This window comes from Halorhabdus sp. CUG00001 (genome assembly GCF_009797925.1).
In the GTDB taxonomy this organism is placed as follows: domain Archaea; phylum Halobacteriota; class Halobacteria; order Halobacteriales; family Haloarculaceae; genus Halorhabdus.
The window spans coordinates 167,363-181,321 of the sequence record NZ_VOLB01000001.1; the positions used below are offsets into that span (position 1 = coordinate 167,363).

A 13,959-nucleotide genomic window follows, 5' to 3' on the forward strand; every position below is an offset into this window, starting at 1 on the left:
GTTCCGGCGCGTTCGCTCAATCCTCGCTGGCGACGAAGGCCTCCAGGCGTCGACTCGCTTCCTCGATCCGTGGCGTCAACAGCGAAAAGCGGAGCCAGTCAGCCTTCGTCTCCCCGAAAGCCGACCCCGGCATCGCCGAGATACCCGCCGTATCGATGAGGTCGAAGGCAGCGTCGATCGAGCCATCGAGGCCGTCGATGCGGGCCATGACGTAGAAAGCACCCTCGGGATCGAGGTAGTCGGCACCGATCGTCTCCAGCGTGTCGGTGAAGCGCTCGATTCGGTCCCGGACGCGCTGGCGGTTGTTGGCGTACCACTCCGGGGTCGTGTTCTGGAGGGCGTGGGCCACGGCGTACTGTGCCGGCCGACTCACCGCGACGTTGGTCAGCATGTGCCGCGTTTGTGCCCGCTCCCGTAGCTGTTCGTCGGTAATCACGGTATAGCCGACTCGCAAGCCCGTCACCGAGAGCGTCTTCGAGAAGGAGTTCGTGACGATGCGGGCCGGCGAGCCCACGTCGAGTACGCTAGTGAACCGGCCCGAGTAGTCGAAGTGGTCGTACACCTCGTCGCTGATCAGGACGGCGCCGTTGTCCTCGGCGATCGCGACGAGTTCGGCCATCGTCTTCGCGCCGTAGACTGCCCCAGTCGGGTTGTTCGGCGTCGTGACGACGATCGCCGCGGTGTCTCCATTGGCTGTCCCTCGGACTACATCCGGGTCGAGATGGCCGTCTTCATCCGTCGGCACGAACCGCGGTTCGGCACCCAGCACGCTCGCCCGGCCAGCGTAGTACGGATAGACGGGGTCGGTCACCAGCACCTCGTCGCCGTCGCGTTCGTCCAGGGCCGTGGCCGTCGCGAGGTGGTTGGCCTCGCCAGCGCCGTTGGTGACGAGCACGGCTTCCGTCGGGACGTCGCGACGCTTGGCGATCTCCTCGCGGAGCGGTTCGATACCGGGGCTGGGCGGGTAGCCGTAGGCCTCGGCATCGAGATCGGCGTACGCCCGGAGGCCGTCGCGCAGTGCTGGCGGCGGTCCCCAGTCGGGGCTGCCCGAGACCATGTCGGCGACATCACGGTCAGCCTCGGCCGCGTACTGCATGACGCGGTAGAACTGCGGCGTCTCGTAGTCCATGTTCGCGTTCGTACGTACTGGTCCGTTTGTCTTGCTGTTTGGGATAGCAATTGTAAAGCCGGGTAGCTTCTGGTAGATCAGAAGCGAGACTGCGCTATCGGTTCGTCAAACCAACTTTCACCCGACCTGCTTTGCGAAGACGACGTTGTTATCGCTATCGTCAACGATGACATGGAGAGCATTGTCCGGCTTCGACCACTTGTAGGTCTCCGACGGGCCGTTGGAGACGTCGATAGTCACCTCGTAGTCGCGATTAGCTCGGACCTCGTTGTTGATCTGGTGTGACTCTCCAGGTGACAACGTTACTGTCGTCTCAACCACCGTTTCGTCGGCTGACGGCCGGGTGACCGTTACTATAGATTTCTTGTCATTCTCACCTTCGCAGTGCACGATGATGTCCCAGGCGGCTGTCCCGTTTCCTGAGAAAGACACACATCCTGAGACAAATGTCGTTCCTGCTGCTGCGATCAAGCCGAGGAACGTGCGCCGTCGGAAGTTATCGAATATTGATTTTTCTCCCATAGATCTAATAAAACCTCAAATATACTTTATGTTTCGGAATCACTCTCGGTTGCGTTGCTCTATTGACGGTTCTCATTCTATCGTCTGTTTGTATTGAGTCCACTTCCCGAGTTTGTCCGTCCGGTCGCGGTCGTCGCGCTGTCCGGGACCGGACGCTTTTGGTCCGGGCAGCCCCACCAGCGCGTATGACGGAATCCGAGGTGCCGATCGAGGAGCGCGTCGGCGACGCGCTCCGTGACACTGACGCCACAGTCGCCGTCGCCGAGTCCTGTACCGGCGGATTGATCGGCTCGTTGCTGACGGACGTTCCCGGTTCCTCCGACTATTTTGATCGCTCGCTGGTGACCTATTCCTACGACGCCAAGCGAGAAGCACTGGCGGTCAGTCGCGAGGCGCTCGATGCGGAAGGGGCGGTCAGCGAACCGGTCGCCCGGCAGATGGCCCAGGGCGTCCGAGATCGGGCGGGCACGACGTGGGGCGTCTCGACGACGGGCATCGCTGGACCGACCGGCGGGACGGACGAGAAGCCGGTGGGAACGGTCTTCGTCGGTATCGCCTACGCCGCGCCGTGGGGCAGTGGTAACTCGTCGACGCGCGTGCGTCGGTACGAGTTCGACGGCTCGCGGACCGAGATCAAGCGCCAGATCGCCGAGCGCGCCCTCGCGGATCTCGACGCGGCCCTCGAACGCGGCGTGCCCTAATCGTCGTCTCGGTCGCTACCTGGTACGACGATACGAGTGAGAAACGCTTTCGGTGCCGCCCGGCGTCTACCCGATCGATGAACAAGCGCGGCCACGTCCTCAACGCCCTGCTGTTGAGCCTCGGGATAGGGTACTTGTTGGAGCCGTCCGGCGACGTCGAGACGTTCGTGACGATCGCGGCGGTCTCGGTCCCGATGGTGCTTGGAGCGTTGTTTCCGGACGTCGACACTGCTTTTGGCACCCACCGCAAGACGCTTCACAACCTCTTCGTACTCGGGATCGTGGGGGCCTACCCGCATTATTTCGGCAATCTCCAGTACGTCTGGATCGGTGTCCTCTCTCACTACGCACTGGACATCCTCGGGACCCGTCGCGGCCTCGCATTGTTCTATCCCTTGCTCAGTCGGGAGTTCGACCTGCCGATCGGTGTCCGCGTCGACAGCAAGTACTCGACACCCATGATGCTTGCCGTGACCGGCTTCGAACTCGTCGTGGCCGCCGCGATCATCTACCAGGTTCCACAACGGGCCTTCGGGATGGGCCTGCAGGCGATCGGATTCGCCTGAGTGGCCTCTCACGATCCACCGGCGTCAGTAGACGCTCGCCTCTTCGAAGCGTCCGTCGTAGGCCGGATCCTCGGGGTGGGTCGCTTCGCGGCCTGAAAGTAGGATCCGATCGAGCTTCTTCCAGGAGTTCTCCCACCCGAGGTGGGCAAACTCCAGTGCACACCGGCCCTGGTGGACGAGTCCGGATCGGTGGCGAACCGCTCGCGTGGCCCCGTCTTTGAGGGCCTCGACGAGATCATCTTCGTCGTCGATCTGGCGGTCGAATTCGACCCACGCCTCACCAACTGTCTGCCGACGGTGGGCGTACGACGAGGTGAAGGTGGGAAGCTCTTGATCCGTGGCAATCCGTCGCGCCCGGCGGTTGTGGTGGGGCCAATGTTTCGGGTTGTACGTCTCGATCGCATCGATCGAGTCCCGGTAGCGGTCGATCAACGTGGGACCGAGACTCACAGACAAGAACGTCGGATGTGGCACCAGGACGGCGGCGTCCTGGCGGTCGAAGGCGTCCATCGCGGCTTCGAGCGTGATGAAATCGGGTACTGGGTCGGCCAGCCCGATCGCGAGGACGTGCCGGCGAGTGCGCCACGAGCCAGTAAACACCTCTCGTCCGGGGACGACCAGCAACTCCTCGTCGGAAAATTTCTTGGCGGTCGCTCGTGTCCGTGGCAGGCGCTGGAAGTGCGGGGCGTACACCAGGACGTCAAGTCCCCTGGCTTTGGCCCGTCGCACGACTGCTTCGTCGAGCACTTTCACGTGGAGATCGACCGCCGTCGTTGTCACGCCCGGTGGTATCCCGGCGGCGACAAAAGCCGTTCTGATTCGCGGACGGCGATGGGTGGGTTTTTACCCCCGGTGGGGCGTATGGCCGGGTATGCCACGCTGGGAATGTGCGCTCGAAGGCTGTGGTGAGTCCTTCGACCGGGTCGAGGACTTGATCGTCCATCAGTCGACCAGCCACGAGCGCATCGAGTGTGCGGTCTGCGGGACGGTCTTGCCCGACGGATACTTCGCCATCCGGCACGCCTTCGAGGAACACTCTCGGGCCGAGTACGTCCGGGCCTACAACGCCAGTGCCGCCGAAGTCCGCCGGCGTGAGAAGGTCAAAGAGTCAATCGAAGACTCTGCGGACATCCGCGAGGTTGTCGATCGACTGGAAGGGGGCGACGGCAGTGGCTTTTGAGCCAGCTGCTCGCCCGGCCGTCTGTCTGTCCGCTCGGTAGCGACGCCGACGAAATTGGCTCGCCCGCTGTCCCGCCAGCAAATACTTTTCCCGCGGGGGTGCTACCACGTAGTATGTACGTCCGGGACGCACGCAACCGCGACGAGGTCTGGCTATTGGATCATATCGAGGCGTTAGGCCTCGACGAGACGGCCTTCCGTTCGCGGGATTACGTCATCGCGGTCGACGAACGGAGCGACGAACGTGCCGGATTCGGGCGCATTCGCATCCACAAGGCGGCCGAAGACATCTGTGAATTGACGAGTATTGGCGTCCTCGAGGCCTGGCGCGGCCAGGGCGTCGGCGCACACGTCGTCGAGCGACTCGTCCAGGAAGCGAGCGACCAGGCCTTCGACACCGTCTACACGCTTTCGGGCGAACCCGAGTATCTCGCGCAGTTCGGCTTCGAGGCCATCGACGAGACGGATCTTCCAGGGGTGTTGCAGGATCGCTTGGAGTCGAAACGCGACTCCCTCGATCCCGATGCGGTCCCGATGCGTATCGAAGTGGCGGCGTTCTCGATGCCACAGCGGTTCCGGGATGCCTTCAAGGCTGCCGCGGCTGCAGACAGCGACGACGAACCCGAAGAAACGGCCGAGGACTTCGGTATCGACGCTGACGAGGCGACCTACAAGTACGACACCAGCGACTGACGTCTTGGTTTCCCTTCGATCTTGCTCCACGACTAGCCCCCGCTCGTCTCGTCGATTATCACTAGGTTATATAACAAAGTAGTACGACGGGCCAGTGATGACAGCGACACAACTTTCGCGTGCACGCGACGGCGAGATCACTCCGGCGATGGAACGGGTTGCCAAACGGGAGAACCGCGAGCCCGCATTCGTTCGCGAGAAAGTCGCCGCCGGCGAGGCGGTGATCCCGAACAACCACGAACACGAGTCTCTCGATCCGATGATCATCGGACAGGACTTTGCGACGAAGATCAACGCCAACATCGGCAACAGCGAACCCGAGAGCGACCGCGAAACCGAGCGGGAGAAACTGCACACCGCCATCCAGTACGGTGCGGACACGGTGATGGACCTCTCGACGGGGGGTGATATTCCGGCGCTCCGTGCTGGCCAGATCGAACACTCACCAGTCCCGCTCGGGACCGTCCCGATCTACGAAGCGCTGAAGCAAGTGGGATCTCCTTCAGATCTGACGGCTTCTCTCCTGTTGGACGTTATCGAATCTCAGGCCGCTCAGGGAACCGACTACCAGACGATCCACGCGGGCATCCTCCAGGAACACCTGTCGCTGACTGACGGCCGGATCACGGGGATCGTCTCGCGAGGTGGGTCGATCCTCGCCGAGTGGATGGAAGCCCACGGCGAGCAGAACCCGTTTTATACGCACTTCGAGGAGATCTGTGCGATCCTCGCCGAGTACGACGTCACGATCAGCCTCGGTGACGGCCTCCGGCCCGGATCGATCGCGGATGCCAACGACGAGGCACAACTGGCGGAGTTAGAGACGTTGGGCGAACTCACCGAACGCGCTCACGCCCACGGCGTCCAAGTCATGGTCGAGGGGCCGGGCCACGTCCCGCTCGACGAGATCGGCGAGCACGTCCGCCACCAACAGGCCGTCTGTGACGGCGCGCCCTTCTACCTCCTGGGTCCGCTGGTGACCGACGTTGCGCCGGGCTATGACCACATCACAAGCGCCATCGGGGCGACTGAGGCTGCCCGTCACGGCGCGGCGATGCTGTGTTACGTCACGCCCAAAGAACACCTCGGACTCCCGGATGCCCAAGACGTCCGCGACGGCCTCGCCGCGTATCGCATCGCCGCCCACGCGGGCGACGTCGCTGCCGGGAAACCCGGTGCTCGCGACTGGGACGATGCCATCTCACAGGCACGATACGACTTCGACTGGCGCGAACAGTTCTCCCTCGCACTCGACCCCGACCGCGCCCGCGAGTACCACGACCAGACACTCCCGGAAGACAACTACAAGGAGGCACGGTACTGCTCGATGTGTGGCGCTGAGTTCTGTTCGATGCGAATCGACCAGGATACGAGAGACGGCGAGGAGATGGATGGACTGGACGCCGATGTCGACCTCACAAACTCGCCGGCTGCCGAGGTGAACCTGCCGCCGACGGGGACTCACGACACCAGTGGCCTGCCGACGGTGCCCGAGGTGCTGTGTAATCACGCCGACAGCGTGCCGGGCGACGACTGAGAGATTACGGCAAAACCCGTCCCGAAACCAACTGTTACCCCCGCTTCGTGGTAACGGCCGGTATGTCACAGAGCGACCCCGACGCCCAGCAAAACGTCCTCGGCGAGCCGCTTGCACCCTGTAGCGATCCGCTCTCGACGGGCTATCAGCGCGATGGCCACTGCAGGGCTGTTCCCGGCGACCGCGGCCAGCACCATCTCTGTGCGAAGATGACCCAGGCGTTTCTGGAGTTTTCCCGCGCGCAGGGCAACGATCTGATCACGCCCCGGCCGGAACGTGACTTCCCTGGATTGAATCCGAAAGACCGCTGGTGTCTCTGTGTCGGCCGCTGGCTGGAAGCCCACGAGGCCGGGGTTGCCCCGCCGGTCGTCCTCGAAGCGACCAACGAGACCGTGCTCGAAGCGATCGATCTGGAGACGCTGAAAGCCAACGCTGTCGACCCTTGATTGGCTGGTAGACATTTACCCGCTCAGACCGGGAACGTCACTTCTCGCTCCCGAGTCACTGCCGCTGGCTCGACGCTTTCGCCGTCTACTTCGACAGCCTGCCCGTTGGCTAGCTGTCCGAATTTCGGCCCCTCCGGGACGCCAGCTTCCGCCGCGAGTGCGGGATCGAACGCTTCTTTCCTCGCGACGACGCGATCGTCTTCGACGACTACCGCGTCGTAGTCGACCTGGAGTACGTCCACGAGTCTGCGTATCAACGCTTCCCGGTCCGCACTGTCGGCGACGGCGGCTCGATCACCGACTCGCGTGGCACTTTGCTCGGTCGTGAACGCCAGCCCAACGCCCTCGACGGCCTCGCGGGTCGCCTCACGGTCGATTCCCTGGGCTTCGTCCAACAGCTCGCTGGGTAGTTCGACGATCTCGAAGTCGCCATCGTAATCGCGGGCCGGGGCGCCAAAGCGAAGCCCGTCCTCGACGGACGCCAGTCGCTGTTCGACACGATGGACGAACGGAAGCGGGACGCCTTCGACGGCCCGCAGCCACGTCTCGCCGACCACGGTGTGTCCCGCGTCCTCGATTGCCGCTTCGATCTGCGGGTACTCGCCGTCGATCAAGGCGTATTCGGCCCCGCTCTCGGCGAAGGCTGCCTCGAGTACATCCTCGTGCTCGGCAGGATCGCCCAGCTCTGCAAGCCCCCAGTCGGCGGCGATATGGCCGACCGCCCAGTCTGTCTCGCGGACGATGCGCTCGAACCGTGGGACGTAGTGGTTCCCACCCAACCCAACGAGATGCCGGCGGGCGCTTTCCTCGCCGTCCTCGCGGGCCACGTTGGGAGCCGTCCCGCGGAGGTCGAGGATCGCTCGCGCCGCGGCCGCCGCGGCGTCGGGATCGTCCCACTGGTCGGGGCCGCTCCCGACTTCGACGAACAGCGAGGGGACCCCCACGTCCGTCGGACCGTGGTGGGTACATTCCATCCCGACTTCGTAGGCTTCGGGGGCGTGGGTAGCCAGCGCCTCGACGACCTGGCTCTGTGCGTTCGGTGCGGCGCGGGCGAGAGCACGGTCCTCGCCGCCGTACTCGGCCGGTCCGAAGTTGCCCGTGTGGTGGGCCGTCAACAGCGCCCCGGTCTCGCCGGAGTGGCGGGAGGCGAAGACGACGAGATCCGGATCGTCGAAGACCGTTGCTACGCCGTCGAGTTCCAGGTGCCACTCCTCGAAGGTCCGCATCTCGAAGCCGCCGGTCCGGAAGACGTCCCCTCCCCCGTCGGCTGCGGGGTGGTCGGTGTCTTCGGTGATCGTCCAGTCTGCCAGATCGAGCAGGTGGTCGTGGATGTGTTCGGACGCGCGGTCGGCCGCCGAGACGACGATCCCGACTGTGTGGTCCGTGGCGTCGGTCATGGCTCGTCGAGGCGCTCGAAGTCACTCCGTCGGCCAAACGCCGTCTGGACCACTTCGGCCGTCATCGCGAGCATCTCCGTGACCGCCTGCCGGCGGTGGACGAACAGCCCTAGCCCGGCGATGAGGTAGACTGCAGTGTAGCCGAGCAGGATCTGGTGGCTGACTGCTTCGGGATGGGCCAGCGAGAGGACGTTCAACACCATGAACTCGGCGAACACTTGGCTGGCGAACAACACGAGCAACGAAACTGCCTCCCGGAGGCTGATGTTGAAGTTGACCAGGATCGCCAGCGCGAAGAACGACTGGGCAGCGGTAATCCAGATCTCCAGGCTCTGTTTGTAGTCGAATTCGAGGACCCCGAGATGCCCGGCTGCGATGGAGTAGACGATCGCGAGTGTCCCGATCAGTAGCGTCCACTGGTTGAGCTTCGAGGAGATCAGGGCGTTGAACCCGGCCGAGGATCGGGCCTTGTTGACCAGATAGACGACGACGATCAACTCGGGGGACTCACTGGCAAGCGGGGCGATCCATTGGATCATGAAGAACTTCGGTACGCCGTACTGGAGACCGAGCTTCTCGAGTCCGTGGGCGAAGGGCTCGACGGCGATCAGGATCATGATGCCCGAGTAGATGAACAGCCCGAGCACGGTTGCGATCCGCTTGGGCTTGCGGTAGGATTGCAGGTAGCCAGGGACGCCGATCTGTTCGTCCTCCGTTTCGATGCCCGACCGGATGATGACGAGGATGTAGCTCACGTACAGGCCAACGAGGACAACGGTGTCGATCAGGTCGATGCCGCCGCCCAGCGGGACCAAAAAGGCCCACAGTGTCGCCAGCCAGAGGAACGTAATCTCGGTCGTCAAGGCCTTATCGAGCGTGACGATGTCCGCGAGGAACCCCGATCGCTTCTCGACGTTGTCGTCTCGAACCTGATAGGCCCGATAGACGGTGAACATGGCGATCCCGGACCAGCCCAACCCGATCAAGATTCGGTTGGCCCCGGTCATGTTTGCGATGGCGAGGTTGCCGGCCTCGGCGCCCGCGGCCGTTCCGGCGCCCGCCCCTGCCTGCCAGGCGTACAGCGCGTCGACGGCGTATTCCGGGGCGACGGCAAGCACTGCAAGGACGGCCAGCGCGAACGCCCGCGGGACGTCTTTCTCGGCAGTCTCGGCTCCCCAGGCGAGCAGGAAGGACGCACCGACGACGGCAAGCCCCGTCACCAGCACCGTCAACCCGGTCGACAGTGAGAGCCCAGTCCCGATCGGTATCCATGCGGTCGCGGCTGCGAGGCGAGACCCCTCGACGACCACCCACGGCAGCGACAGTGCGACGGCCGCGGCGACAGCAGTCAGCGGATGGCGTAAACGAGACACGTCCAGACGTCTCACCCCTCAGAAATAATGTCTTGCGGAGTCGAGATCGGCGTGGCAGTTTCTCACACGTCGCGTGTGGGCCGTGGCCCTATCCGTTCTCTGGCCCAATCGCCGCGGTTTTGGTCGTCCCCGTCGTTGCTCGGTCCATGGATGTCTACGGACTCATCGGCAATCCGGTCGAGCACTCACTGTCGCCGCCGATGCACGAGGCTGGCTACGACGAACTCGGCCTCGATGCCCGATACGTCACGTTCGAACCGCCCGTAGACGAGGCCCCTGAGGCCGTCGCGGCGGCCCAGACGCTCGGCGTCTCGGGACTGAACGTGACGATCCCGTTCAAGCAGGCCGTCCTCGAGGCCGTCCAGCCGGACGACCTGGCTGCCCGCATCGGGGCCGTCAACACGATCGACTTGACTGGCCAAGCCCCGACCGGGCACAACACCGACGCGATCGGGGCGGTGCGTGCGCTACAGAACCACGATGTCACGCTGGCGGGGTCGGCTGTCGTCGTCGGCGCGGGCGGTGCCGGCCGGGCGGTTGCCTTCGGCCTCGCAGACGAAGGCCTGACCGTTTCGATCGCCAACCGGACCGTCGAGACAGCCCACGACCTGGCGGCGGATGTCCCCGGGGCAAGTGGCCACAGCCTCGACGAGTTGGGTGCGCTCCTCGCCGACGCCGACGTGCTGGTCAACGCCACCAGCGTCGGGATGGACGAGGACCGGTCGCCGGTTCCGGCCGACGCCCTCCACGACGGACTTGCCGTCTTGGATGCCGTCTACAGCCCGCTTGAAACACGATTGCTGCGCGATGCTGCCGCGGCAGGCGCGAAAACCGTCGACGGCGCGTGGATGCTCCTCTATCAGGGTGTCGAAGCGTTCGAGCGCTGGACCGGTCGGGACGCGCCAGTCGAGGCGATGAACGAAACACTCCGCCGTGCGTTGTAGCCGGACGGTCAACGTGGACGGCTTTAAGTCGTGGCGGTCGTATCACCGTACATGGGACTCATCGAACGGATCAAGGCTGCCCTGGGATTGGACACCTCTCGGCGTCAGGGTGGTCGGTCGACTTCGAGTGACGAATCGACGGCACAGGACGTCGGCGTCACGGTCGAACGTCAACCGGACACGACGACCGAGGACGCGGTGAAAGGGACCGACAACGAGGCCGACGAGACGACATCCGACGCCAGTGAGGAGACAGCGACGGCAGCCGACGACGAACTGACTACAACATCGGCTGCGGAATCAGAATCGACCGCAGACGAGCCCGATTCGGCCGCCGAAGCCAGCCAGACGGCGCCTGAACCCGATGGAACCGCGACCGAAGACGTCCAGTCGATCAAGGGTATCGGCCCGGCCTACGCCGAACGACTGGCCGATGCAGACGTCGAGACGGTCGGCGACCTGGCCGCGGCAGACGCCGGCACCCTTTCAGAGCAGACAGGCATCGCTCAATCACGCGTCACAACGTGGATCGACCGGGCCGGCCAATAGTACATCGACCGCAACACGGTAGTCGTTGCCCTCCTTGACTCTTCGTGATGACCGAGCCGCGGCTGGTAACTGACCGGGCGACGTTCCGAGACCTCGCGTCCGATGCTGCCCCAACGGCACGCGTCCCGATCGAGGTGCGGACGACGGTCGATGACCCGTTTACAGCCTACCGTCGGGCCCGTGACGGGCCGGGCGGCTGCGTTCTCGAAACCAGCGGCGGCGCCGAGGGCTGGAGTTACTTCGGCGTCGATCCCGTCGAGTGGCTGACTGTCGGGCCGGACGGCCAGGCGATCGAGACACTGGTCGAGCGACTGGCCGACGAGTCCCTCGTCCGGGGAGATTGTGACGTCCCGTATCCCTGCGGGGCAATCGGGTGGCTCTCCTACGATCTCGCCCGTGAAATCGAGGACCTTCCCACGGACGCCGAACGCGACCGCAACCTGCCGCGTGTGCAGGTCGGCATCTACGACGCGCTGGTCGCCTGGCGCGAACCGGCCGACTCGCCGGTGACTCTCCACGTGACGGTCTGTCCACGCGTCGGTGACGATCCAGACGCTGCCTTCGAGGGCGGCCGAGAGACGGCACTCACGTTGGCCCGACGCGCACACGACGGCGATCCGACGGTCGAGCAACCGGCCGTCGAGGGTCCGGTCCACTTCGAGAGTGACTGCGGTCGCGAGGCGTTTAGCGATCGCGTCGATCGCGTCAAACAGTACGTCCGTGACGGTGATACCTTCCAGGCGAACGTCTCCCATCGACTCCGGGCACCCGCCGCGGTCCACCCGGTGACGACGTTTGCGGCGCTCCGAGCGGTCAATCCAGCACCTTACTCGGGGCTGCTCGAGTTCCCGGACGCGGATCTCGTCAGCGCGAGTCCGGAACTCCTCTTGGATCGGGACGGTGACCGGTTGGTAACTGAACCGATCGCCGGTACCCGGCCCCGCGGCGAGACGCCGGACCGCGACCAGGACCTGGAAACCGACCTGCGTACAGACGAGAAAGAACGTGCCGAGCACGCGATGCTGGTCGATCTCGAACGCAACGACCTGGGCAAAGTCAGCGAGTTCGGAAGCGTCGACGTCACGGAGTATCGTCGCATCGACCGGTACTCGGAAGTCATGCATCTCGTCTCGCTGGTCGAGGGACGCCTCCGGGCCGGTCGGGATCTGGCCGACGCGATCCGGGCCGTCTTCCCTGGCGGGACGATCACCGGCGCACCCAAACCCCGGACGATGGCGATCATCGACGAGGTTGAGGCGACGTGGCGCGGTCCATACACAGGCAGTATGGGGATCTTCGGGTTCGACGACCGAGCGACGCTGAACATCATCATCCGAACGCTGGTCCGACACCAGGGGGAGTATCACTTGCGCGTCGGGGCCGGTATCGTCGCCGACTCCGTCCCCGATCGGGAGTACGACGAGACGCTCGATAAGGCCCGCGGGCTGGTCAAGGCAGTCGGAGACGCCCTGGACCGCGAGGTCGGCGTCACTGGCGACAGGGAGACGACCACAGGACGGGGGGCCGACACGTGACGGTCCTCGTCGTCGACAACTACGATTCGTTCGCGTACAACCTCGTCCAGTACGTCGGCGAGGTGGTGACGACCGACGCGTGGCTGCCAGACGTCGATGGCGAGGTTCTCGTCAGGCGCAACGACGCCGTTGACCTCGCGGACATCCGCGAGATCGACCCCGACGCGATCGTCGTTTCGCCCGGCCCAGGCACGCCCCAGGCGGCGGGCGTCTCGATGCCGATCTTCGAGTCGCTGGCGAGGCCGACGCTGGGGGTGTGTCTGGGCCACCAGGCGCTGTGTGCTGTCCACGGTGCCCCGGTTGGCCACGCGCCGTCAGTCGTCCACGGCAAGTCCTCGACCGTCTCTCACGATGGCGAGGGCGTCTTCACTGACTTGCCCCAGGGTTTCGACGTGGGGCGGTATCACTCGCTTGCGGTCGACCACGATGACTTGCCAGGCTGTCTCGTCGAGACCGCCCACACCGACGACGAACGATCAGTTGTCATGGGTGTCCGGCATCGATCGAAGCCACATGTCGGTGTCCAGTTCCATCCGGAGAGTATCTTGACCGACCACGGCAAAGCGATGATCGCCGCGTTCCTGAAGCGATACGTCCACTGACGGGACGCTGGATCGGCGTCGGTCGCTCAAATCGACGTTTGATCGTGAACCAGGTTTTTGACCGATCCGTTTGACCGCCACACATGACGAAGGTAGCGCTGATTGAATCACCGCTTGGGGATTTGTCTCAGCCAATCTCACCTCTCCGTGGGTCGCGACCGGGGGACCGGTATGCGTAGGCGTCGTTTCCTCACGACTGCGGGTGTCGCCGGTGTCACGGCGACTGCGGGTTGTGGCGCATTGGGTACCGAGCAAACGCTCTCGAATCCGACCCGTCACTCGGATGGCCAGGGTCGAGCTAGCATTCACTTCAGTGACGAGGGATCCGAGATCGGCCATTTCGGCGTCGACGGCGCGGTTGCGGACGGTGTGATCCCGCTCCGGACCGAGATCTGGCACCGCGAGGGGACGACCGTCGAGTCGGTCGAACTTCGGGTGTGGCTGCCCGAGGCAGAAACGCCTCCACAGGTCGCTGTCGTCTCCCCGGTCGAGGGCGACAGTTCGCCCCCACCCGAGATCCGGCTGTATACGCCCGACCGCGCGAGCGGCACGGCGATCGAGGTGACGGATCTGGATGACCTGGCCGACGAGACGATCAGCACACTCGAACTGCTCGTGCGGCCGCGCTCGGCGTCGGCCACGACCGTCGTCTTCGACGTCACGATGGGCCTTTCTGCCGGCGGCATCCTCAGCACCGAGTACACCCTCGACGGCGAGTTGCGCCTCGAATATCCGGCCTTGGGCCAGTAGCGGGAGCCCCCTGCTCGAACGCCAACACACAAGCCC

The 13,959-nt window shown here is 64.5% G+C and carries 16 protein-coding genes; 11 read left to right on the top strand and 5 right to left on the bottom strand.

Annotation, left to right across the window (positions count from 1 at the left end; all coding sequences use genetic code 11):
• Window positions 1–16 precede the first annotated feature (16 nt).
• A complete protein-coding gene (locus FR699_RS00865; protein WP_158853416.1) occupies window positions 17–1,129 on the bottom strand; it encodes a pyridoxal phosphate-dependent aminotransferase in 1,113 nt (370 codons plus the stop codon).
• 117 nt (window positions 1,130–1,246) lie between these two features.
• Window positions 1,247–1,651: a hypothetical protein gene (locus tag FR699_RS00870; RefSeq protein ID WP_158853418.1), complete on the bottom strand. Its 405-nt coding sequence runs from the start codon at window positions 1,649–1,651 to the stop codon at window positions 1,247–1,249.
• Window positions 1,652–1,836: 185 nt separating this feature from the next.
• On the opposite strand from FR699_RS00870, the gene FR699_RS00875 reads away from it, so the two are divergent.
• Together FR699_RS00875 and FR699_RS00880 are read left to right on the top strand one after the other, a co-directional pair.
• Window positions 1,837–2,352 carry a CinA family protein gene (locus tag FR699_RS00875; protein ID WP_158853420.1) on the top strand — a complete coding sequence of 172 codons (516 nt, stop codon included), beginning with the start codon at window positions 1,837–1,839 and terminating at the stop codon, window positions 2,350–2,352.
• A gap of 77 nt (window positions 2,353–2,429) precedes the next feature.
• A complete protein-coding gene (locus FR699_RS00880; protein ID WP_154552233.1) occupies window positions 2,430–2,918 on the top strand; it encodes a metal-dependent hydrolase in 489 nt (162 codons plus the stop codon).
• Window positions 2,919–2,942: 24 nt separating this feature from the next.
• Here FR699_RS00880 and FR699_RS00885 read toward each other — a convergent pair whose 3' ends face one another.
• Complete coding sequence (locus tag FR699_RS00885; RefSeq protein WP_158853422.1) at window positions 2,943–3,698, bottom strand: PHP-associated domain-containing protein; 756 nt, start codon at window positions 3,696–3,698, stop codon at window positions 2,943–2,945.
• Window positions 3,699–3,789: 91 nt separating this feature from the next.
• On the opposite strand from FR699_RS00885, the gene FR699_RS00890 reads away from it, so the two are divergent.
• From FR699_RS00890 to FR699_RS00905, 4 genes are all read left to right on the top strand, one after another.
• A complete protein-coding gene (locus FR699_RS00890; RefSeq protein WP_154552231.1) occupies window positions 3,790–4,098 on the top strand; it encodes a hypothetical protein in 309 nt (102 codons plus the stop codon).
• Window positions 4,099–4,211: 113 nt separating this feature from the next.
• Window positions 4,212–4,790, top strand: a complete 579-nt coding sequence (locus FR699_RS00895) for a GNAT family N-acetyltransferase (protein ID WP_158853424.1) — start codon at window positions 4,212–4,214, stop codon at window positions 4,788–4,790.
• A 97-nt stretch (window positions 4,791–4,887) separates the two neighbouring features.
• The gene (gene thiC / locus FR699_RS00900) at window positions 4,888–6,327 is read left to right on the top strand and encodes a phosphomethylpyrimidine synthase ThiC (protein WP_158853426.1); all 1,440 of its coding nucleotides are present in this window, start codon (window positions 4,888–4,890) and stop codon (window positions 6,325–6,327) included.
• A gap of 62 nt (window positions 6,328–6,389) precedes the next feature.
• Window positions 6,390–6,773: a DUF2237 family protein gene (locus tag FR699_RS00905; protein ID WP_154552228.1), complete on the top strand. Its 384-nt coding sequence runs from the start codon at window positions 6,390–6,392 to the stop codon at window positions 6,771–6,773.
• Between the two features lie 23 nt (window positions 6,774–6,796).
• On the opposite strand, the gene FR699_RS00910 is transcribed toward FR699_RS00905, so the two are convergent.
• A complete protein-coding gene (locus tag FR699_RS00910; RefSeq protein ID WP_158853428.1) occupies window positions 6,797–8,170 on the bottom strand; it encodes a D-aminoacyl-tRNA deacylase in 1,374 nt (457 codons plus the stop codon).
• Entirely contained in the window at window positions 8,167–9,543 is a 1,377-nt protein-coding gene (locus FR699_RS00915) for a sodium:calcium antiporter (protein WP_154552226.1), read from the bottom strand. Before FR699_RS00915 ends, FR699_RS00910 begins: the two co-directional genes overlap by 4 nt.
• Before the next feature lie 146 nt (window positions 9,544–9,689).
• On the opposite strand from FR699_RS00915, the gene FR699_RS00920 reads away from it, so the two are divergent.
• From FR699_RS00920 to FR699_RS00940, 5 genes are all read left to right on the top strand, one after another.
• Window positions 9,690–10,487 carry a shikimate dehydrogenase gene (locus FR699_RS00920; RefSeq protein WP_158853430.1) on the top strand — a complete coding sequence of 266 codons (798 nt, stop codon included), beginning with the start codon at window positions 9,690–9,692 and terminating at the stop codon, window positions 10,485–10,487.
• Window positions 10,488–10,538: 51 nt separating this feature from the next.
• On the top strand, window positions 10,539–11,036 hold the full coding sequence (locus FR699_RS00925; protein ID WP_158853432.1) for a helix-hairpin-helix domain-containing protein: 498 nt from the start codon (window positions 10,539–10,541) through the stop codon (window positions 11,034–11,036).
• A 47-nt stretch (window positions 11,037–11,083) separates the two neighbouring features.
• Window positions 11,084–12,571, top strand: a complete 1,488-nt coding sequence (gene pabB / locus FR699_RS00930; protein ID WP_158853434.1) for an aminodeoxychorismate synthase, component I — start codon at window positions 11,084–11,086, stop codon at window positions 12,569–12,571.
• On the top strand, window positions 12,568–13,173 hold the full coding sequence (locus FR699_RS00935) for an aminodeoxychorismate/anthranilate synthase component II (protein ID WP_158853437.1): 606 nt from the start codon (window positions 12,568–12,570) through the stop codon (window positions 13,171–13,173). The genes pabB and FR699_RS00935 overlap by 4 nt, the downstream gene beginning before the upstream one ends.
• A 171-nt stretch (window positions 13,174–13,344) precedes the next feature.
• Complete coding sequence (locus FR699_RS00940; RefSeq protein ID WP_158853439.1) at window positions 13,345–13,923, top strand: hypothetical protein; 579 nt, start codon at window positions 13,345–13,347, stop codon at window positions 13,921–13,923.
• Window positions 13,924–13,959 lie beyond the last annotated feature (36 nt).